This window comes from Aerophototrophica crusticola (assembly GCF_012913305.1).
GTDB classification, from domain to species: Bacteria; Pseudomonadota; Alphaproteobacteria; order Azospirillales; family Azospirillaceae; genus Niveispirillum; species Niveispirillum crusticola.
Genome location: NZ_CP051775.1, coordinates 1,835,208 through 1,855,211, shown reverse-complemented (window position 1 = coordinate 1,855,211; position 20,004 = coordinate 1,835,208). Strand labels below are relative to the sequence as shown.

15 protein-coding genes and 1 pseudogene are annotated in these 20,004 nt (G+C 71.2%); 5 read left to right on the top strand and 11 right to left on the bottom strand.

What is annotated here, in order from left to right; all coding sequences use genetic code 11:
- Positions 1-42 precede the first annotated feature (42 nt).
- From HHL28_RS09035 to hemC, 4 genes are all read right to left on the bottom strand, one after another.
- Positions 43-1,458, bottom strand: coding sequence for a heme biosynthesis protein HemY (locus tag HHL28_RS09035; protein WP_075768734.1), 1,416 nt, complete (start codon positions 1,456-1,458; stop codon positions 43-45).
- On the bottom strand, positions 1,455-2,942 hold the full coding sequence (locus tag HHL28_RS09030) for a COG4223 family protein (RefSeq protein WP_169655013.1): 1,488 nt from the start codon (positions 2,940-2,942) through the stop codon (positions 1,455-1,457). The genes HHL28_RS09035 and HHL28_RS09030 overlap by 4 nt, the downstream gene beginning before the upstream one ends.
- A gap of 107 nt (positions 2,943-3,049) precedes the next feature.
- A complete protein-coding gene (locus HHL28_RS09025) occupies positions 3,050-3,760 on the bottom strand; it encodes a uroporphyrinogen-III synthase (protein ID WP_083698730.1) in 711 nt (236 codons plus the stop codon).
- A gap of 58 nt (positions 3,761-3,818) precedes the next feature.
- Complete coding sequence (gene hemC, locus HHL28_RS09020; protein WP_169655011.1) at positions 3,819-4,712, bottom strand: hydroxymethylbilane synthase; 894 nt, start codon at positions 4,710-4,712, stop codon at positions 3,819-3,821.
- A gap of 79 nt (positions 4,713-4,791) precedes the next feature.
- On the opposite strand from hemC, the gene tsaD reads away from it, so the two are divergent.
- Both tsaD and HHL28_RS09010 read left to right on the top strand, forming a co-directional pair.
- Positions 4,792-5,850, top strand: a complete 1,059-nt coding sequence (gene tsaD, locus HHL28_RS09015) for a tRNA (adenosine(37)-N6)-threonylcarbamoyltransferase complex transferase subunit TsaD (protein ID WP_075768736.1) — start codon at positions 4,792-4,794, stop codon at positions 5,848-5,850.
- 202 nt (positions 5,851-6,052) lie between these two features.
- Positions 6,053-6,993 (top strand): annotated as a pseudogene (locus tag HHL28_RS09010) (NAD(P)H-dependent glycerol-3-phosphate dehydrogenase).
- 16 nt (positions 6,994-7,009) lie between these two features.
- On the opposite strand, the gene HHL28_RS09005 reads toward HHL28_RS09010, so the two are convergent.
- Positions 7,010-7,459, bottom strand: a complete 450-nt coding sequence (locus tag HHL28_RS09005) for an ATP-dependent Clp protease proteolytic subunit (RefSeq protein WP_169655009.1) — start codon at positions 7,457-7,459, stop codon at positions 7,010-7,012.
- A gap of 313 nt (positions 7,460-7,772) precedes the next feature.
- On the opposite strand from HHL28_RS09005, the gene HHL28_RS09000 reads away from it, so the two are divergent.
- Positions 7,773-8,225: a very short patch repair endonuclease gene (locus tag HHL28_RS09000; protein WP_075768739.1), complete on the top strand. Its 453-nt coding sequence runs from the start codon at positions 7,773-7,775 to the stop codon at positions 8,223-8,225.
- A 224-nt stretch (positions 8,226-8,449) separates the two neighbouring features.
- Here the strand turns inward: HHL28_RS09000 and HHL28_RS08995 are convergent, their stop codons facing one another.
- Genes HHL28_RS08995 through HHL28_RS08985 form a run of 3 tightly spaced genes read right to left on the bottom strand, consistent with a single transcriptional unit; the run spans position 8,450 to position 11,692 of the window.
- Positions 8,450-9,850, bottom strand: a complete 1,401-nt coding sequence (locus HHL28_RS08995; protein ID WP_075768740.1) for an FAD-binding oxidoreductase — start codon at positions 9,848-9,850, stop codon at positions 8,450-8,452.
- Positions 9,851-9,884: 34 nt separating this feature from the next.
- Entirely contained in the window at positions 9,885-10,874 is a 990-nt protein-coding gene (locus HHL28_RS08990) for an L-threonylcarbamoyladenylate synthase (protein ID WP_075768741.1), read from the bottom strand.
- 56 nt (positions 10,875-10,930) lie between these two features.
- Entirely contained in the window at positions 10,931-11,692 is a 762-nt protein-coding gene (locus HHL28_RS08985; protein WP_075768742.1) for a substrate-binding periplasmic protein, read from the bottom strand.
- A 175-nt stretch (positions 11,693-11,867) separates the two neighbouring features.
- Here HHL28_RS08985 and parA point away from each other — a divergent pair, with 175 nt between their 5' ends.
- Positions 11,868-12,503, top strand: coding sequence for a ParA family partition ATPase (gene parA / locus HHL28_RS08980; RefSeq protein WP_075768743.1), 636 nt, complete (start codon positions 11,868-11,870; stop codon positions 12,501-12,503).
- A 3-nt stretch (positions 12,504-12,506) separates the two neighbouring features.
- Here the strand turns inward: parA and HHL28_RS08975 are convergent, their stop codons facing one another.
- The 3 genes from HHL28_RS08975 to HHL28_RS08965 form a co-directional block, all read right to left on the bottom strand.
- Complete coding sequence (locus tag HHL28_RS08975; RefSeq protein ID WP_075768744.1) at positions 12,507-12,893, bottom strand: hypothetical protein; 387 nt, start codon at positions 12,891-12,893, stop codon at positions 12,507-12,509.
- Positions 12,894-13,047: 154 nt separating this feature from the next.
- On the bottom strand, positions 13,048-13,512 hold the full coding sequence (locus HHL28_RS08970; protein ID WP_075768745.1) for a peroxiredoxin: 465 nt from the start codon (positions 13,510-13,512) through the stop codon (positions 13,048-13,050).
- Positions 13,509-16,499 carry a bifunctional [glutamine synthetase] adenylyltransferase/[glutamine synthetase]-adenylyl-L-tyrosine phosphorylase gene (locus HHL28_RS08965; protein WP_075768746.1) on the bottom strand — a complete coding sequence of 997 codons (2,991 nt, stop codon included), beginning with the start codon at positions 16,497-16,499 and terminating at the stop codon, positions 13,509-13,511. Before HHL28_RS08965 ends, HHL28_RS08970 begins: the two co-directional genes overlap by 4 nt.
- Positions 16,500-16,602: 103 nt before the next feature.
- Here HHL28_RS08965 and HHL28_RS08960 point away from each other — a divergent pair, with 103 nt between their 5' ends.
- Positions 16,603-19,776, top strand: a complete 3,174-nt coding sequence (locus HHL28_RS08960) for a YhdP family protein (RefSeq protein ID WP_075768747.1) — start codon at positions 16,603-16,605, stop codon at positions 19,774-19,776.
- Positions 19,777-20,004 lie beyond the last annotated feature (228 nt).

The window sequence follows — 20,004 nt, the reverse complement described above, 5'->3', positions numbered from 1 at the left end:
GACCCCACCCCTCCGTTCGGATGGGTGTAGCCCCGCGGCGCGCTACTGTGAAGCCTGCCCGACCAGGGGCGCCGCTTTGTCCGAGGGGGCGGGAAGACGGGTCGGCCGGGAGGTGGGGGAGAAAAGGGCCGCCGGCCCTTCATCCGCCTGGGCGGCCAGCCGCAGGGTGGGGCCGGGCGTGGTCCAGGCCTGGGTGTCGAACCCCCCGCAATGGGGGCAGACGGCCGCCCAGCCATGGGCCTGGGTCCCGCAGGACCCACAGACCCAGGCGGGGTCTGGCGCGGCGCTGGCCAGCTTGGCCTGCCATTCCCGCGCCTGGGGCCCGTCGCCATGCTCGGCCCGGGCCAGCTCGGCCAGCAGGCGGTAGACCCGGGCCGTGGGGGCCAGGGTGCGCGCTGTCTCCAGATGGGTGCGGGCCAAGCCCCACAGCCTTGCGTCCATCCCGGCCCGGGCCAGGGCCACATGGGCGTCGGCCGCCCTTGGGTCCAAGGCGACCAGCGCCTCCGCCCGCTTCACCCTTGCGATGGGGTCCTGGGTGTCGGCCACATCGACCCAGGCGTCCGCCAGGTCCGGATGGGGGGACAGCTTCCAGGCTTGCTCAATCGCGCGGCTGGCCGCCTTCGCGTTGCCGCTGCGGGCGCGCAGCTTCGCCAGATGCACGGCGGCGGGCACGCTGGCCGGGTAAAGGTCGTGGGCCTTCTGGGCGTCCTGTAACGCCTCCTCCAACCGGCCGGCCGCCAAGTCGGCGCGGCATTCCTCCACCAGCAGGGCGGCGCGGCGGCGGCGGGCCAGCTCCGGCGTGATGGCCTGGGCCCGCTGGGCCTTGTCCAGGGCAGCTTCCGCCGCCAGCCAATTGCCGCTGGCCGCCTCCAGCTCCACCACGGCACTGGCCGGCCACTCGGCTTTGGGTTGCAGGGCCTGGGCCTGCCGCGCATGCTCCAGCGCCACCGCCCGGTCCCCCCGCTTCAGCGCCTGGGTCAGCAGGCCGCGGTGGCCCAGGAAGGCCGTCTCCTTGCCTGCCAGCATGGCCTGGAAGAACCGCTCCGCCGCGCCCTCGTCCCCCTGCAACTGGGCCGCCTGGGCGGACAGCAGCAGCGCCAGCGGCGCGCCCTCCAACAGGGCCTCCGCCTTGCGGGCATGCTTCAGGGCGGAGTCGGCATCCCCCGCCGCCACGGCCACCAAGCCCTGGTTCAGGGCGCGGTAGCCCTTTTCCTTCCGGCCGGACGCCCGGCCGCGCCGCCACAGGCCGGGTCCTCCCAGCAGGGCGCGCCAGACCCGGTACAGCCCCACCGCTAGGGCCATCAGCACCAGCACGGCCAGGGCCAACACGGCCAGCCGCATCTCCACCTGCCAGCCCATCCACTCGATGCTGACAGTGCCAGGCCGGCGCACCAGCCAGACGGCCACCGCCACCAGCAAGGCCACCTTCGCGAAGAACCAGAGCCAGCGGCGAGTCATGGCTTCGCCCCCCCGCCCAGCCGGGCCACGGCCAAGTCTGCCACGGCTGCCGCCGCCTGCTCCGCCGCCACCCGCGCCCGCGCCTCCGCCAACCAGGGCGCGGCCACCTCGGCCGCGGGGCCTTGCAGGGTGTCCAGTTCGGCCACGGCCTTGCCCAGATCGCCCTTGTCAACGGCGGCCTCCGCCCGGGCCAGGATCGCGTCCACGGTGTCCCCCGCCACCTCGCCGGACGCGCGGCGCACGGTCACCAGGGTGGAGAGGCGGCCCAGGGTCTGGTCCACCCATCCGGCGTCCTGTCGCAGCCGGTCGGCGCGGACCACCTCCGGTGCCAGCGCCTTGAAGCGGTCATACAGGGCCACGGAGGTGGGAAGGCCCACGCCCGCCGTGGCACGCAGGGCTTCCAGGGCCGGGGCAAGGTCGGGCCAGCGCCCCGCCAGGGCCTCCACAGCCCGCAACTCCGCCGAATAGGGCCGGCCGGCCGCCAGGGCCGACTGGAGCTGCCCCGCCGCCAGCACCAGGGCCTCCGCCTCGCTGGCGCCCTGGGCGGCGTTGGTGACCTGGCCGGCAATCTCCTGCGCCTGCCGGGACAACTCGCCCACGGCCTGTTCCAGCGCCTGCTGGCGCTGGGCCGCCGCCTCCAACGCGACGATACGGCCCCGCAACGAGTCGAGGGACCCGGCCAGGGCCGGATCGACACCAGCACCGCCGGCTGGGGTGTTTTCCAAGGCCGCGATCCGGGCTGCCAGCGCCGACAGGTCCGCCCGCACCGCCGACAGGTCCGCCGACCCGCTGCCTGCCTGGACCGCAGGGGTTTGTTCCCCGACCGATGCCAACCGCCCCTCCAGCGCCTGGACCCGGGCGGGCAGGTCCGCAAGCCCTGGGGGCAGGGTGGGGGCCGTGGGGCGGCCTGCCAGCGCCTGCCGCACCTCCGCCAATTCAGCCTCGAGCACCGCCACCCGCGGGTCTGCGTCCGTGGGGCCGAGAGACAGGCCGGGGATGCCGCCCGTCCGGGCCACGCCATAGAGGCCCACTCCCAGCGCCAGGAGGGAAGCCGCCAGCGCAACGGCAGCAAGACCGTTGCCCTTCCGCGAAGGTGCCGCCGGGATGGGGGAGGGCGGTGGGGGCAGCGGTTCGCGATCCGGCACAGGCTCTGGCTTGAAATCCGCCGCCCAAGGGTCGGGCTGGGGAGGCGTGTCAGCCATTGGCTCGGATGGGAGCACGGCCGGTTGCAGACCCGGAGCGTCATCCTGCCTCGCGGGCGGGATGACCTCCATTTCCGTCTCGCTCGCCCCTGCCGGTTCCGGTGCCATGGCGGCGTCCAACTCCGCCTCCGACAGGGCGACGGTATGGCGGGCGGCGGCGTCCAGGATGTCGGCGCGGCGGTTCTCCGGGATGTGGCCGCGCTTCTTCCAGCCCTGCACGGTCGTGACCGGAATGCCCAGCTTGGCCGCCATGGGGCGGATGCCGCCGAAGCGCTCGATCACCGCGTCGGCGGCGGGGGCGTGGCGGCCGGGTCGTCGGCCGGGTTCTCCGGCGCCTCGGGCAAGGTCCTGCTGTCGTCGCCGCTCATCCCGAGTCCCCGGAACTGTCCCTATGCCGGGGGCAGCAGCGCCAGGAGCGCCTCCTGGGTCGGCCGCTCCGCCACCCGCACCGCCCCCCAGCCCAGGCCTGCCAAGCCATCCGCGACGGCTTGGCTGAGGCAGAGGGCGGTAAGGCCGGCGCAGGCCGCGCTTACCCCTTCGATCGTACAAAGGCTAGCAAACGTACGCGCGGTGCGGGGAGAGAAAAACAGCGCGGCCCCGATGCGGCCTTCCGCCAAGGCCAGCTGTACGTCGGGCGACAGCCGCCCTGCCGCCACCGCCTGGTATCCCACGACCCGCCGCACCCCGATCCCAGCCGGGGCCAGCAGCGCGCCAAGGTCTGCCGCCACGTCCGCCCCACTGACATGCAGCAGCGGGCCCGCCCGCGGGTCCAGCGTCCGGGCCAGCAGGCCCGCCAGGGACGCGGCGTCCCCGCCGCCCTCGACCACGCTGGCAAAGCCGGCATCCCGCGCCATGGCGGCGGTCTTGCCCCCTACGGCGTACAGGGGCAGGGAGCGTACGTCCGTCGCCCCGGCCAGGGCACGTACGCCGTTCACGCTGGTGGCCACCACGCCCTGGAGGCCGTCCAGCTCCAGGCCCGGCAGGGGCAACAAGCGGATGTCCAGCAGCGGCTCCACCAAAGCCCGATGGCCCAGCGCCGCCACGGCCGCGGCGGTGCTGTCCGCCTCGGGCCGGGGGCGCGTGACCAGGACCAGGGTCACAGGACCGGCCCGGTCCCCGCCCCGGGCTGCACGAAAAAGTCCCCGGGCAGTCGATCCTTCAGCTCCTGCCCGCGGCGGCGCCCAGAAGGGCCGCCTCTTCCGGCAGGCCGATGCGCTCGGTCCGGTACCATTCCGTGCCGTCGGGCCGGATCACCAGGGCGGACAGGGACAGGCTGCCGTCGGCGATGGTGGCCAGGGCGGCGATGGGGGTGCGGCAGGAGCCGTCCAGCGCCGCCAGCACCGCCCGCTCCGCCGCGACCCGCGCCGCCGTCTCCCCACAGTTCAGGGCGGCGACATAGGCGTTGGTGCGTGCGTCATCCATCCGCGTCTCGATCCCGATGGCGCCCTGGGCCACGGCGGGCAGCATCTGGTGCGGTTCCAGCACCGCGGTCAGCTTGTCGGCAAGGCCAAGGCGGCGCAGGCCGGCCAGGGCCAGCAGGGTGGCGTCCACCACCCCCTCGCCCAGCTTGCGCAGGCGGGTCTGCACGTTACCACGGAAGGCCAGCACCTTCAGGTCCGGCCGGCGCATCAGGATCAGGGCTTGGCGGCGCAGGGACGCCGTGCCCACCACGCTGCCCGCCGGCAGCTCGTCCAGGCCGCAGCCATGGCGGCAGAACCAGGCGTCGCGCGGGTCCTCCCGCGGCAGCAATGCTGAAATGTGCAGCCCCTGCGGCAGCCAGGTGGGCACGTCCTTCATGCTGTGGACCGCCAGGTCGACGCTGCCGTCCAGCAGCGCCTCCTCGATCTCCTTGGTGAACAGGCCCTTGCCGCCCGCCTCCATCAGGGTGCGGTCCTGGATGCGGTCGCCGGTGGTCTTGATGACCACGATCTCCACCGCACCCTCCGCCGCCAGCTCCGGGAAGGCGGCGGCCAGGCGGTCGCGGGTCTCATGGGCCTGTGCCAGCGCCAGCGGGCTGCCACGGGTGCCGATCTTGAGAAGGGGGCTCGTCATGGTTGACTGGATAATCCCGAATGGCTCCCGGGGAAGCGGTCCTTGCCGAGCATGACCGCGATCCCTAGTTTCGGCCATCATGATCGTGTTGGGAATCGAGACAAGCTGCGACGAGACCGCCGCGGCCCTGGTCACCGCGGACCGAAGGGTCCTGGCGAACGTCGTGCTGAGCCAGCTGGACGACCACGCCCCCTATGGCGGCGTGGTGCCGGAGGTGGCGGCCCGCGCCCACCTGCAGCACCTGGACCGGCTGGTGCGCCAAGCCTTGGCTGAGGCCGGTGTGGGCCTGGGCCAGGTGGACGCCATCGCCGCCACGGCCGGCCCCGGGCTGATCGGCGGGGTGATGGTGGGGGTGATGACCGCCAAGGCCATGGCCGCCGTGCGCGGCCTGCCCTTCGTCGCCGTGAACCACCTGGAGGGCCACGCCCTGACGGCGCGGCTGACCGACGACGTGGCCTTCCCCTTCCTGCTGCTGCTGGTCAGCGGCGGCCATTGCCAGCTGCTGGCGGTGGAAGGGGTGGGCAAGTACCGGCGCCTGGGCACCACCATCGACGACGCGGTGGGGGAGGCGTTCGACAAGTCCGCCAAGATCCTGGGCCTCGGCTATCCCGGCGGCCCACTGATGGAACAGGCGGCCCGCCGCTCCACGGATCCCGGCCGGTTTGACCTGCCGGTACCCATGAAGGGCCGCCCCGGCTGCGACTTCAGCTTCTCCGGCCTGAAGACGGCGGTGCGGCGGCAGGTGGAGCTGCTGGGTGGCAGCCTGACAGACGCGGACGTGGCGGACATCGCCGCCGCCTTCCACAAGGCAGTGGGCGACAGCCTGCTGGACCGCTGCGCCCACGCCATCAAGCAGTTCAAGCAGGACCACCCCACGGGCCGTACCCTGGTGGTGGCCGGCGGGGTGGCGGCGAACCAGATCCTGCGAGGCCGACTCCAGGATTTGGCCCGGCGGCACGGGTTCGGCTTCGTGGCCCCGCCGCTGAAGCTCTGCACCGACAACGCCGCCATGATCGCCTGGGCCGGGCTGGAGCGCCTGCGCCTCGGCCAGACCGACGGCCTGGACTTCGCCCCCCGCCCCAGGTGGCCCCTGGACGGCACCGCCAAGGCTGCGCCCTTCGCGGGGGTGAAGGCGTGACGTGGGGCGGGTTGCAGCGGAGCGGAAACCCGGCAGCATGAGTCATCATCCATTCCTGTCGGGGTTCGCTGCACTCACCCACGGCCTACGGCGCTAGCCTCGCACCGCAAGTCGCGCTAAGCCTTCGGCAAAACCAGCGGGGGAGGGTGTGGTGCGGCGGATCGGGGTTGTGGGGGCGGGGGCCTGGGGCACGGCGCTGGCCATGGCGGCGGTGCGGGCCGGGCGGGAGGCCATCCTTTGGGCCCGGGAGCCGGAGGTGGTGGACAGCGTCAATGCCCGCCGGGTGAACGACGCCTTCCTGCCCGGCATCCCGCTGGACCCAAGCTTGCGCGCCACCGGCACCCTGTCCGACTTGGCCGAGGCCGACGCCCTGCTGCTGGTCACCCCGGCCCAGCATCTGCGCACGGCCTGCCGCTCCCTTAAGCCCCTCCTGCGCCCGAACGTCCCCGTTGCCATCTGCGCCAAGGGGATCGAGCTGGACACGGGCTGCCTGATGACGGAAGCCGCAGCGGCGGAGTTGGGCGACCAGCCCCTGGCCGTGCTGTCCGGGCCCACCTTCGCGGCGGAGGTGGCAAAGGGCCTTCCTACCGCCGTCACCCTGGCCATCCGCGACCAGGCCCTGGGCAAGGCGCTGGTGGAGGCCATCGGCGGCCGCACCTTCCGGCCCTACCTGTCCGACGACCTTGTCGGGGCCCAGGTGGGCGGGGCGGTGAAGAACGTGCTGGCCATCGCCTGCGGCGTGGTGGAGGGCCGCAGGCTTGGGGACAATGCCCGCGCCGCCCTGATCACCCGCGGGCTGGCGGAGATCGCGCGGCTTGGCTTGGCCCTGGGCGCGCGGCCGGAGACGCTGATGGGCCTGTCGGGCCTGGGCGACCTGACCCTCACCTGCTCCTCGATGCAGAGCCGGAACATGTCGTTGGGCTTTGCGCTGGGGAGGGGAAAGCCCTGGCAGACATCCTGGGTGCCCGCCGCAGCGTGGCGGAGGGGGTTTACACGGCCAAGGCGGTGGTGGGCCTCGCCGCGGCCAAGGGCGTGGACATGCCCATCTGCCAGGCCGTGGACGCCATCCTGAACCACGGCGCCGACCTGGACGCCACCATCGGCGCCCTCATGACCCGGCCGTTCAAAACGGAGGGCTTTTAGGCCCCTATTCCCACCCCTACACCTGCCACCACCGCCCCTGCCGGGGGATGCTGAAGGCGCCCAGGCGGGTGGCGAGGCCCATGGACCGGGCGTCCTCGGCGGACAGGATGGTGCTGTTGGACCGCATCTCCCGGATTCGCTGCTCGGGGATGCCGGTGCGTGAAGCCGTGATGGCCGACAGGGTGCGCTCATAGCTGGAAACGCAGGCATAGGCGTCGGCCACCTGGGTATGGGCCGTGTCCCCGTTGCTGCCGAAGGTCCAGCTCACCCCGTGGAACAGGAAGCTGGTCCACTGGTCGGCATAGCGCTCCTCCCCCAGCAGGTAGGGCAGGATGGCCACGCTGTCCACGCTGCCGACATTGTAGGTCGTGAAGCGCAGCGGCAGGGCGCGGAGCTGGTTGTACACGGACAGGCCGGCGATGATGCTGCCCCCGCCGCTGCCCACGGCCAAGTGGATGTGTTCCACCCCTCGCTCATCAGGGTCTGGCAGGCGGCCAGCAGGGTGCCCGCCGTTTCCATGGTCACGGGCCTGACGAAGGACACATAGGCCTCGAAGGGCGGTTCGGCAGAGGCGGCGGTGCGGCTAGAACGGTCGGCGACGATGCTGCGGGTCACGGGGCTCGGCTCGGTCCAGGGATGCTGCTACCCCTTTATTCCGTACCCGCAATCATTAACCGGGGATTGATGCCCGGCGGTTCCCCGTGAAGTTTCGTGAACGGAACGATCTGCCTTGCCGCACCCCTTTGCCCAATCGTCCCCACATGCCCAGATGGGGGGACATGGGCGACATCATGACGGTGGAGGCGCGCTCGCGCCTCATGTCGAAGATCAGGGGCAAGGATACGAAGCCGGAATGGAAGGTCCGGCGGCTGCTCCATGCCCTCGGCTACCGCTACCGGCTGCATGTGCGCGGGCTGCCCGGCACGCCCGACCTGGTCTTCCCGGCGCGGCGGGCGGTGGTCTTCATCAATGGCTGCTTCTGGCATTGGCACGCCCCCTGCCGCCGCAAGCCGCTCAGCGCGTTGCCCCCGTTCTGGCAGGAAAAGCTGGCCCGCAACCAGCGCCGGGTGCCGGAGGTGGCGGCCAAGCTCCAGGACAAGGGCTGGCGCAGCCTGTCCGTCTTCGAGTGCGAGCTGAAGGACATGGAGGCCGTGGAGGCCAAGCTGCGGGATTTCCTGGGCCCGCCGGGGCCCATCGCAAGCATCCGCTCCAAGCCTGACGCCAGCTTCTGACCTCTGGCGACCTCGTTCCGACCCAAAGCCGAACCGAGCCACCGCGTCCCCTCCCCCTGAGGGGGAGGGACAGGGAGAGGGGTTAGAGCCTCTCCGGAAAAAGAAACCGGCGGATAGGGTCCTGCTGTCCTGGCCGCACCACCCCTCACCCTGTCCCTCCCCCTCAGGGGGAGGGGACGGAACGGTGCCGTCTGACCTTTCTCACAGGCCACTTGGATCGATCCCTAGGGAAGCACCTTCCCCGGGTTCATGATCCCCCTGGGGTCCAGCAGACCCTTGATGGCGCGCATCAGGTCCAGTTCCACCGGGTCCTTGGCGACGGCCATCTCCTCCCGCTTGCGGCTGCCGATGCCGTGCTCCGCGCTGATGGAGCCGCCCAGTTCCCGCACCGTTCCGTGTACCGTGGCGGTGATCTCCTTGGCCCGGTCCAAATAGGCCTTGGTCTCCATCCCGCGGGGACGGGCCACGTTGTAGTGGATGTTGCCGTCCGCCACATGGCCGAAGGGGTAGGGGCGGATGCCGGGCAGCAGCTTCTCCAGCCGCTTCCCCGCCAGGGTGATCAGGTCCGGCACCCGGGCTACCGGCACGGACACGTCATGGTGCACGGCCCCGCCGACGGCACGGCCGATCTCCGGCAGCCCTTCCCGGATCAGCCAGAGTTGGCGCCGCTTCTCCTCCGACTCGGCGAAGGTGGCGTCCAGCACGGTGCCGCCCTCCAGCGCCGCGGCCAGCGCCCCCTCCGCTTGCTCCCGCAATGCCGGCCCGGCGGTGCCGGCCGTCAGTTCGGCCAGCACGTACCAAGGGGCGGGGGCGGCCAGCGGGTCCACGTCCCGACCCAGCAGCTCCTTGGCCCCGTCGATGCCGAAGCGCGGCATCAGCTCGAACGCGGTCAGCGCGTCGGAACTGGCACCGCGCAGCCTTGCCAGCAGGTCCACCGCCGCCGCCGGGTCCGGTACGGCCACCAAGGCGGTTTCCACCTGCCGGGGCCGGGGGAACAGCTTGCATGTGGCCGCGGTGATGATGCCCAGCGTCCCCTCAGCGCCCATGAACAGGTGCTTCAGGTCATAGCCCGTGTTGTCCTTGCGCAAGGACCGCAGCCCGTTCCAGACTCGCCCGTCCGGCAGCACCACCTCCAACCCCAGCACCAGGTCGCGGGCGTTGCCATAGCGGATGGTCAGGATGCCGCCGGCGTTGGTGGACAGGTTCCCGCCGATGGTGCAGGTCCCCTCCGCGCCCAGGCTCAGCGGGAACAGCCGGTCCACCCCCGCCGCCGCAGCCTGGACATTGGCCAGGATACAGCCCGCCTCCGCCGTCACCGTATAGCCCAGCGGGTCTATGTCCCGGATGCGGTCCATGCGGCCCAGGTTCAGCAGCAGCGCGCCCGGCTTGGCAACGGTCCCGCCCATCAGCCCCGTGTTGCCGCCCTGGGGCACCAGCGGCACGCCGGCCTGCCCGCACAGCCGCACCACGTCGGCCACCTCCGCCGTGGAGCGGGGGCGGAGCACGGCGGATGGCGTGGACTCCTCGATCTTGCGCCAGTCGAAGGCGAAAGGCGCCATGTCCCCGCCCGTGACCACCCCGCCGGGGCCGAGGAGGGCGGAGAGCTTGTCGAGAAGGTCATCCATGGTCGGGCTTCCCGATGCGGGGTCTGAGGTCACGTCACCTGGGTGCCGCCGCCCGGCGCAGGCGGTCGTTGATCGCCACCCCCAACCCTTGTTCGGGGATCGGCATCACGGCGATGGCCTTGCAGCAGGGCTTGTCCAGGGCGCGCAGCATGGCGAACAGGTTTGCCGCCGCCTCATGCAGGTCGCCCGTGGGCGACAGGTTCAGCCGCTCATGCCCGCCCCGGGTGAACTGGTCCGGCCCGAAGGCAAGCAGCGCCTCGTCCGCGCCGACGCTGGTGGCGTCCAGCCGTACCGGCAGGTTGGGGGCATAGTGGCTGGACAGCATCCCAGGCGCCTTGACCCCCGCATCGGCCCCGGCCAGGGCCACGGGGCCAAGGACAGCTTCCAGCTCCTCCCGCGTCACCGACCCCGGCCGCAGCAGCACCGGCTGCTCGCCGGTCAGGTCCAGAACGGTGGATTCCACGCCGATGGGGCATTTCCCGCCCGCCAGGATCAGCTTCAACCGCCCGCCGCCGCCATCCGGGAACTCCTCCGCCACATGGATGGGGGCGGTGGGGCTGACATGGCCGGAAACGTTGGCGCTGGGCGCCGCGATGGGCCGGCCGGAAGCCTGGAGAAGGGCCCTTGCCACCGGGTGCACCGGCGCGCGCACGGCCACCGTGTCCAGGCCCGCGCTGACCAGCAGGGACAGGGGCGCGTTGGGCTTCCGGGGCAGCACCAGGGTCAGCGGCCCGGGCCAGAACAGCTCCGCCAGCCGGCGGGCGCGGTCGTCAAAGGCGGCGAAGCTTTCCGCCTGCTCCTCCCCCAGCACATGCACGATCAGCGGGTTGAAGCTGGGCCGGCCCTTGGCGGCGAAGATGGCGGCGACGGCCTTGTCGTTGCCGGCGTCGCCGCCCAGCCCATAGACCGTCTCCGTCGGGAAGGAGACGAGGTCACCGGCAGCCAGGGCCTCCGCCCCCCTAGCATAGGCGGCGGGGCCGGGGGTCAGCAGGTCCGGGCGGGCTTTTGGCAGGTTCTCGGTCATGGCCGCCGCATCTAACGCCCCTTGGCGGCGCGGGGCAAGGGCGGGGGCGTGCGCGGTCAGTTCGCCGACGGGGCGGCCATGCCGCGCAGGGCGGGGGTCAGCCCGCGTGCGGTGAACAGCGCCAGGAAAGGCTCCGCCTCCGGCGCGGTGGCCAGTGCCCGGTGCGCCTCCCGCAGCCGGTCCTTCACCTCCGCCGGGGTTTTCTTGCCGCAGGCGAGCCAGCTGTTCACCGGGTCCAGGTCGGCCACCTGCTTGACCCCCTGGGCTTCCATCCGTTCCGCCAGGATTCCGGACACCAGGGTGAAGCGCACCCGCCCGTCCAGCAGCAACCTGAAGGCCGTGCGGTGGTTGGAGACTTGGCGGTGGCGGATGCCCCGGCTTGTCAGCAGGTTGGACAGGATGCCCTCCGGTGCTGCGATGCTGCCGCCGGCCACCATGTCCAGCGCCGCCATGTCACCATCGAATCCGTCGGGCGCCCGGGCCGCCAGGACAATGCGGTCTGTCAGCACCGGGGCGATCCAGTCCACCAGGGTTTCCCGCTCCGCCGTGCGGACGATCCCGGCCATGCAGGCGTCATCCCGTTGCTGCACCAGGGGCATGGCCCGGCCGAAATCCAGGACGCGGACGTCGATCACCACACCCGACCGGCCGGACAGCAGGGCGTACCAGTCACGCACCGCCTGGCTCGGCCGCTCGTCTTCCGTGGTCATCAGCGGCGTGCGGGTGACATAGACCGTCAGGTCCGCCGCCCGGGCAGGTAGCCCCCACAGGCCGCAAAGGGCCAGGGCGACGGTCATGAGGGCGATCCGCAGGCGCATGGATCAATTCACTAATTCGATCGGGGTATCCTGGCAAGCCCCATGACCTGGGCCGGCGGGACCTGCTGCGACCTTCGGCCTTTGGCGGCCGGGCATTTTTGTGCGGCGCACCGTTGCCCTTCCACCCCCGCTCCTGCACACTCCGCCGGAAGGATTATCGGGGGGCAGGGGCACCATGGCGGGACGGGTCGTCACCATCGCGCAGCAGAAGGGCGGGGCCGGCAAGACCACCCTGGCCATCCATCTGGCCGTGGCCTGGGCCCTGGCCGGGAAGCGCGTCGCCACGGTGGACATCGATCCCCAGGGCAGCTTCAGCGAGTGGCACCGGGCCCGCACCGCGGCCCTGGGGGAGGGGCGCACCGGCCTGACCCATGCCGCCGTATCCGGCTGGCGCACCCAGAAGGAGGTGGAGCAACTGGCCCGCACCCATGACGTGGTGGTGGTGGACAGCCCGCCCCATGCGGAGACGGAGGCCAAGATCGCCGTGCGCGTCGCCAGCCTGGTGGTGGTCCCGGTCCAGCCCAGCCCCATGGACCTCTGGGCCACCCGCCCGACCCTGGACCTGGCGAAAAGCGAGAAGCGGCCGGTCCTGCTGGTCATGAACCGCGTCCCCTCCCGCGGCAAGCTGGTGGACGCGGTGGCCACAAAGGCGGCGGAGCTGGGCGTGCCCGTGGCCGAGGCCACCGTGGGCAACCGCATCGGCTTCGCAGGCGCCGTCCTGGACGGCCTGTCCCTCCAGGAAACGGACCCCCGCAGCCGCGGCGCGGAGGAGATGGCGGAACTGGCGGCGGAGATCGCGCGCCGGTTCTAACCCCTACTTCCGCCCGTCGCCCAGTCCCAGCTTCTTGCAGTCATACTCGTCCGACCCGGGGCTGGCCCGGCCGCCGTTGGAGGTTCTGTAGCGCGGGTCGTCGCAGCGGCCGTTCTTGCGATAGCCGTAATCTGCCTTCCACTGCTCCCGGCGGCGATCCTCCTCCGCCTCCCGCTCGGCCACCACCTGCTGGTACTGCCGGTCCCGGTCCAGGCGCATCATGCAGCCGGCGAACCCGTCAGACCCGGGGCGGAAGCCGTAGCCGGAACAGGTGTACTGGTCATCGGCATACTGGCGGGCTGCCTGCTCCCGCTCCATGGCCTCAAGCTCGGCACACCCGGCCAGCAACACCGTGCCCAGCGCCAACACTACCCCGCGCGCGACCATCATCCTGCTCCATCCCGGCCCGGGGCAGGGGTGCCCCGGCGCGATCTCGATGGGGTCGAGCTTTACCAAGGATTGCGGCAAAATCCGCACAGAGAAGGTTCTTATTCGGGGAAGTCGCCGGGCGCCCTGCCAGGGACGCCCGGCGGGGACGGGCGGCTCACACCCCCTGCGCGGCCTTCAGCACCTCTTCCACATGGCCCGGCACCTTCACCTTGCGCCAGGCTGCCTTCACGATGCCGTCCTTGCCGATCAGGAAGGTGGAACGGTCGATGCCCATGTACTTCTTGCCGTACATGCTCTTCTCCACCCAGGCGCCATAGCGCTCGGTCACGTCCGAGTCCTTGTCGGAGGCCAGGATGAAGGGCAGGTCGTACTTGGCCTTGAACTTGTCATGGCTGGCGACGCTGTCCTTGGACACGCCGATGATCACGGCGTCCACCTTGCCGAAGTCGGGCATGGCCTCACCGAAGCCGCAGGCCTGCTTGGTGCAGCCTGACGTGTCGTCCTTGGGGTAGAAGTACAGGACCACGGTCTTGCCCTTCAGGGCCGACAGGCTGACGCTGCCGCCGCCGTCGGTGGGCAGGGAGAAATCCGGGGCGGGGGCGCCGACTACGACCGTCATGGTTTCTTTTTCTCCTCTTGGGCCGCCGGCTTGGGCAGGGCGGCCGCTGGCTCCTCGATCAGGCGCCGGAAGTGGGCGCGTACCCCTTCGGCGACGCCCTTGAGCTTGGTCTCCACCTCGGCAAAGTCAACGCCCGCCGGCAGGTCGGGGAAGGCGGCCCGGGCCAGGGCCACCTTCAGCGCGCCAGGTGCCGCGGCCGCGATGAACGGCCCCTCCGTCGTCAGCCGCAGGAAGCCCTGGACGCGGCGATAGAGCTTCTGTGCCTCGATCAGCACGTTGGCCGTGGCCGGGTCCAGGAACCCGCTGTCCCCCAGCCAGGCCAGGGCGCCCACCGTGTTGGAATCCAGGATCTCCGGCCGGTGCGGGGCGTGGCGGAGGGCCAGGTATTGGGCCAGGAACTGGATGTCGATCATGCCACCGCGGACATACTTCACGTTCCAGATGTCGGGGGTGTGGTGCTGCTGGTCGATGCGGGCTCGCATGCTGGCCACGTCGGCCAGCAGCTTGTCCGGGTCGCGGGGGGTGGTCAGCACGTCACAGATGATCCGGGTCAGCCGCTGCCGGAATTCCTTCGGCCCGGTCACCACCCGGGCACGGGTCAGGGCCATGTGTTCCCAGGTCCAGGCGCTTTCCTTCTGGTAGCGCCCGAAACCCTCCAGGCTCACCGCCAGGGGCCCGGCGTTGCCGCTGGGCCGCAGCCGCATGTCCACCTCATAAAGCTGGCCCTCCGCCGTCTGGGCGGTGATGGCGTTGACCAGCCGCTGGGTGAACTTGATGAAATAGTCGTTGGGCGACAGGGGCCGCTCCCCGTCGCTGGCAGCGGCGTCGGGCGGCAGCTCATAGACCGTGATCAGGTCCAGATCCGACCGCAGCGACAGGGACCGGGCGCCCAGCCGCCCCATGCCGATGATGGCGAAGGAAGCGCCGGGGAACTGGCCGTGCTTCTTGGCGAACTCCTCCTGCACCGCGTCCTGCAACCGGGCCAGGGCGATCTCCGCCACGTCGGTCAGGAAGGGGCCACACCGGTCGGCGTCGGTCATGTTGCGCAGGATGTGGATGCCGGCGCGGAACCGCTGCTCGTTGGTCCAGCGGCGGGTGAGGTCCAGCACCTCCTCGAAGAACCGTGCGCCGCCCACCAGCGCGTCGAAGCTCTCCTCCAGCTCCTCCCGCTCGGGCAGGGGGCCGTAGAAGCCGGGCAGCATCACGGCGTCCAGCTCCGCCGGGCGGCGTGCCAGCAGCTCCGCCAACCGCGGCGCCGTGCCCATCACCTCCGCCACCAGGTCCAGCAGGGCGGGGTTGGCGTAGAACAGGCTGAAAAGCTGCACCCCCGCCGGCTGCTTCGCCAGGAAGTCGTCGAAGCGCATGAAGGCCTGGTCCGGGTGGGCCGTCTTGCCCAGGGCCTCCAGCAGGGTGGGCACCAGCTCCGTCAGCAACTCCCGCGCCCGGGTGCTGCGGGTTGCGCGGTAGCGGCCATGATGCCAGGCTCGGATCTGGCCTGCCACGGCGGACGGGTTCTGGAAGCCCAGGGACCGCAGGGTGGCCAGGGTCTCCGGGTCGTCCTCCGTCCCGGTGAAGACCAGGCTTCCCGCCCCGGACAGGGGCGGGGCCTCCTCGAACAGGCGGCCATAGTGGTCCTCCACCCGGCCCAGCGTGTCCATCAGCGCTTCCCGGAACGGCCCGTCGCCAGGATAGCCCAGGAAGGCGGCGATGTTCGCCACCCCTTCGTCGGTCTTCGGCAGCTCATGGGTCTGCTGGTCGTCCACCATCTGCACCCGGTGCTCCACCCGGCGCAGGAAGCGGTAGGCCTCGGCCAGGTCGTCGGCCACCTCCCGATCCACCTGCCCGGCGTCCACCAGGGCGTACAGGGCCGGGATGGTGCCGGGCACCCGCAAGGACCGGTCCCGCCCACCGAAGATAAGCTGCTGGGTCTGGGCGAAGAACTCGATCTCCCGGATGCCGCCGCGGCCGATCTTGATGTTGTGGCCGTTGACGGTCTTCTGCCGGTGGCCCTTGTGGCTGCCGATCTGCCGCTTGATGGAGTGGATGTCCTGGATGGCCGCGAAGTCCAGGCTGCGGCGCCAGACGAAGGGCTGGATGATCTCCAGGAAGGCCTTGCCCGCGGCCGGGTCGCCGGCCACCGGCCGGGCCTTGATCATGGCCGCCCTTTCCCAGTTCTGGCCCAGGCTGCCGTAATAGGCTTCCGCCGCGGACAGGCTGACGGCCATGGGCGTGGCCCCGGGGTCGGGGCGCAGGCGCAGGTCGGTGCGGAAGACATAGCCGTCCACCGTCCGCTCCTCCATCACCCGCACCAGTTCCCGGGCGATGCGGACGAAGGTCTTGGACAGCTCCCCGTCCGGCACGTCGGCGACGCCGTCGTCATACAGCACGATCAGGTCGATGTCGGAGCTGTAGTTCAGTTCCCGCGCCCCGAACTTGCCCATGGCCAGCACTGTCAGCCCGCTGCCCCGCTCCGGGTCGTTGACGGGGTCCGGCAGGCGGATGCGGTTCGCCGCGTGGGCCTGGCGCAGGATATGGCGCACCGCTTGCCCCAGGGCGGCCTGGGCGAAGTCGCTCAACGCCCCGGTCACCTGTTCCAGCGGCCACAGGCCGGCGATATCCGCCAAGCCGGTCAGCAGGGCCACCCGGCGCTTGGCCAGGCGCAGGGTTTTCATCAGCCGGTTCGTGTCAGCCTCTGCCGCCAGCTCGGCCGCGAGTCCATCCAGCAGGGCCTTGAACTTGGCATCGAACCCTTCGGCCAGCGCTTCACGGAAAAAGCCGATCTCCCGGGCCAGTGCCTGTCCCAGATATGGGCTGTTGCCGAACACGGCGTCCAGCAGCGCCCGGCCGCCGGGGTCGGCGGCGAAATCCCTGGCGAAGGCGGCGAGCGTACTGTCGCCGGACGCGTCGGCCGACTCCAGCCAGCGCTCATGGCCAAGGGTGGCACGGTGGGCATCGCTCGCCCGGGGAAGGGTTTCGGGATTGAACATGGACGGTGGACCGGGCTATCCCAGGGACGAAGGGCCGGCGCAGGTTGCGCCCCGGCCGGATCGACGGTCAAGCCCGGCGGGAATGCTCCACCTTTCCAAAAGAATGCTGCGCCGCACCGGCATCGTGGTGCTGGAGCTGCTGGCCGGCTTGCTGGCTGTGCTGGCGCTGGGCGGCGGCCTGCTGGCCTGGCGGCTGACCCAGGGTCCGCTGAGCGTGGGTTTCCTGACCCCCTATGTGGAGGAGGCGCTGAACCGTGACGCGCCCGCCCGCATCGCCATCGGCTCCACGGCCCTGAGCTGGCCCGGCTTCGGCGCGCCGCTGGACATCCAGGCCATGTCGGTGACCGCCTATGGCGAGTCGGGGGCGGTGGTGGCATCGCTCCCCGCCCTCAGGCTGGGCCTCTCCCTGCCGGGGCTGCTCCAGGGCAACATCGCCCCCACCCGGATCGAGCTGGTGGAACCCCGGCTGTACGGCCTGCGCACGGAGGACGGCAAGTTCCGCCTGGACATCCGGCGGGACAAGGATGACGACGACGATGACATGGGCGACAAGCTGCTGCAGGAGCTTCTGGACGCCCTGCGCCGCCCGCCCGACCCCACCACCAGCCTGGGCGCCCTGCGGGAGGTCCGCATCACCCGCGGGCAGCTGGAGCTGGAGAATCGGCAGATCGGCGTCACTTGGCGCATGCCGCTGCTGGACCTGCGCCTGCGCCGCAACGCCAACGGGGTGCGTGGCACGGCCGCCGTGGACCTGGACCTGGGCGGCAAGCTGAACCGGCTTCAGTCGGAGATCGAGTACCGGGCCCGGGAGGGCACCACCTCAATCCGCACGGCCCTGGTGAACCTGCACCCCGCCGACTTCGCCCCCATCGCCCCGGTGCTGGCGCCCCTGACGGCACTGGAGACGGACCTGAACGGCTCCATCTCCCTGGAGTTGGGGCCGGACCTGGCGCCCCTGACCCTGGCCCTGGGGCTGACCGGTTCCGCCGGGCGGCTGGTGCTGCCGGAGCATTTCCCCAAGCCGGTGCCCTTCGACGGGCTGGACCTGCACGGCCGGCTGGAAGGGGGCGGCAGCCGCTTCATCCTGGACAAGCTGGCCCTGGACCTGGGCAAGCCGCTGCTGGCGCTGACCGGCACCGCCACCCGGGCCAACGGCCAGGTGGCCCTGGCCCTGAACGCCGAGCTAACCGGGATGCCCATGGCTGAGTTGGGCCGGTACTGGCCGGCCAAGGCCTCCCCCGGCGCCCGCGGCTGGATGATGGAGAACCTGGCCGACGGCAGCTTCGACAGGACGACATTCGTGCTGGAAGGCAGCGCGCCGGAAAACGACCTGGGCGCCTTCAAGGAGACGAAGGTCCGCGGCACCTTCGACCTGTCCGGCTTCACCATCCACTACCGCCGGCCCCTGCCGCCGGCCCGGCAGGTGGCGGGCACGGCTACCTTCGACGGGCGGGAGTTCCTGATCAACATCGCGTCGGGCAAGCTGCTGGACATGGACGCCGGCCCGGGCACAGTCCGCATCACCAACCTGGACGTGGGCAAGGGAGAGGCCATCGACATCGCCGTGGCCCTGTCAGGACCCCTGTCCACGGCGCTCACCGTGCTGGACCATCCGCCGCTGGGCTATGCCAAGAAGGTCAACCTTGTGCCCTACACGGTGAAGGGCACCGCCAAGGTGGACCTGACCTTCAAGTTCCCCCTGATCTCAAACCTCACCATGGACATGGTGGACCTGCGGGGAAAGGCCAAACTGTCCGACGTGGCCGTGCCCGACGTGGTGGCGGACATCAGTGCCACGCGCGGGGAACTGGACCTGACCGTTGACCAGAAGCAGCTCCAGGTCAGCGGCACCGCCCATGTCAACGGCGTGCCCGCCCAGGTGGAGTGGGAGGAGAACTTCCCCGAGGCGGCCAAGGTTGGCACCCGCGTCCGCCTGCGCCTGACGCCCGATGATGCCGGCCGTGCCCGGTTCAAGCTGGATTTCCCGGACTGGATCAACGGCCCCGCCCCGGTGGACATGACCTATACCCGCGAAGGGTCGGCGGGGAAGCGGGTGGAGACCATCCAGGCGGACGTGGACCTGACCCCCGCCACCGTGCGCATCGACCTGCTGGACTGGCGCAAGACACCCGGCTTGCCCGGCAAGGGCACCGTCACCGTGCGGTTCGTGGATGGCAAGCCCATCCTGATTCCCGCCTTCCTGGTCCAGACGGGGGAACTGCGTGCCGAGGGACGCCTGGACCTCCGCCCGGCCGACTATGGCATCGACCATCTGGTGCTGGAGCGGTTCCGCCTGGGCCAGTCAAACGCCCGCATCGACCTGCGCGGCAAGCCGGACGGCAGCCAAGTGGTGGACGTGCGCGGCCAGTCCTTCGACATCCGTCCCTTCCGCAAGGACGACCCGGAGAAGGGCAAGTCCCCACCGGCCGCGGAGGAGAAGCCGACGCCCCTCGCCATCACCTTCGACCTGGACCAGGCCATCATGGGGGATGAGGGCCAGGCCATCCGCCGCGCCGTGGGCCAGCTCAGCCGGACGGGCAAGGCCTGGGACTTGGCGGTGCTGGACGCCCAGGTGGGGGAGAAGGGCACCGTGCGGGTGCGCTACGGGCCGGAGGGGGACCGGCTGGCCCTGAGCATCGAGAGCGACGACGCCGGCGCCGCCTTCCGGGAATTCGACGTGCTGAGCCAGCTCCGCGGCGGCAGCCTGACGGTTGTGGGCCGCAGCGACCCCCGCGACCCCAAGCGGACGGTGACGGGAGAGGTGGACATACGGGACTACAAGGTGCAGGACGCGCCGGTCCTGGCGCGGCTGCTGTCCGCCGCCGGGCCGGAGGGCTTCGCCAACTTCGTGGCGGGCGAACCCCTCGCCTTCAGCCGCCTGTCCGGCACCTTCCACTGGCATGAGGGCGGCATCAGCCTGCGAGAGGTCCGGACCTCCGGTTCCCAAGTGGGTATCACGCTGGAGGGCAACCTGGACCTGGACCAGGACACGGCGGACCTGCAAGGCACGGTGGTGCCGTTCAGCACTGTCAACAAGCTGCTGGGCGCCATCCCGCTGCTGGGGGAGGCGCTGGTGGGCGGGGAGGGGCAGGGGCTGTTCGCCGCCACCTACCGGATGACCGGCCCCTTGGCGGACCTGAAGACCTCCGTCAACCCGCTGGCCGTCCTGGCCCCGGGCTTCCTGCGCAACCTGTTCTTCCTGGGTGAGCCGGCGGGGGAGGAAGGCATGAAGCCGGAGGCGCCGAAGCCGCCGGAGCGGAAGCGGGAAGGGCGGTAGGGGCCCTCTTGTCCGGGCCCGGTGGCATCAGCCCGGCGAAAGCCCACAGGTGGTGGGTCATGGCCAATCTGCCCGTGACAGGCACGCTTGCCTCCCCCGCGAAGGCGGGGGTCCACAGTTTTTCAACCGTGCTCCAACTTGGCCGAAGTCAAGGAACCGTGGACCCCCGCCTTCGCGGGGGAAGCACAAAACTCTGGGGTGGCGGCTGCTTGGCGGCGGGGTGATGGG

Coding starts and splice junctions, on each gene's coding strand:
- HHL28_RS09035 (WP_075768734.1), bottom strand. CDS start 1,458: ATGACTCGCCGCTGGCTCTGGTTCTTCGCGAAGGTGGCCTTGCTGGTG.
- hemC (WP_169655011.1), bottom strand. CDS start 4,712: ATGACGAGCCCCCTTCTCAAGATCGGCACCCGTGGCAGCCCGCTGGCG.
- tsaD (WP_075768736.1), top strand. CDS start 4,792: ATGATCGTGTTGGGAATCGAGACAAGCTGCGACGAGACCGCCGCGGCC.
- HHL28_RS09000 (WP_075768739.1), top strand. CDS start 7,773: ATGGGCGACATCATGACGGTGGAGGCGCGCTCGCGCCTCATGTCGAAG.
- HHL28_RS08995 (WP_075768740.1), bottom strand. CDS start 9,850: ATGGATGACCTTCTCGACAAGCTCTCCGCCCTCCTCGGCCCCGGCGGG.
- HHL28_RS08990 (WP_075768741.1), bottom strand. CDS start 10,874: ATGACCGAGAACCTGCCAAAAGCCCGCCCGGACCTGCTGACCCCCGGC.
- HHL28_RS08985 (WP_075768742.1), bottom strand. CDS start 11,692: ATGCGCCTGCGGATCGCCCTCATGACCGTCGCCCTGGCCCTTTGCGGC.
- parA (WP_075768743.1), top strand. CDS start 11,868: ATGGCGGGACGGGTCGTCACCATCGCGCAGCAGAAGGGCGGGGCCGGC.
- HHL28_RS08975 (WP_075768744.1), bottom strand. CDS start 12,893: ATGATGGTCGCGCGCGGGGTAGTGTTGGCGCTGGGCACGGTGTTGCTG.
- HHL28_RS08970 (WP_075768745.1), bottom strand. CDS start 13,512: ATGACGGTCGTAGTCGGCGCCCCCGCCCCGGATTTCTCCCTGCCCACC.
- HHL28_RS08965 (WP_075768746.1), bottom strand. CDS start 16,499: ATGTTCAATCCCGAAACCCTTCCCCGGGCGAGCGATGCCCACCGTGCC.
- HHL28_RS08960 (WP_075768747.1), top strand. CDS start 16,603: ATGCTGCGCCGCACCGGCATCGTGGTGCTGGAGCTGCTGGCCGGCTTG.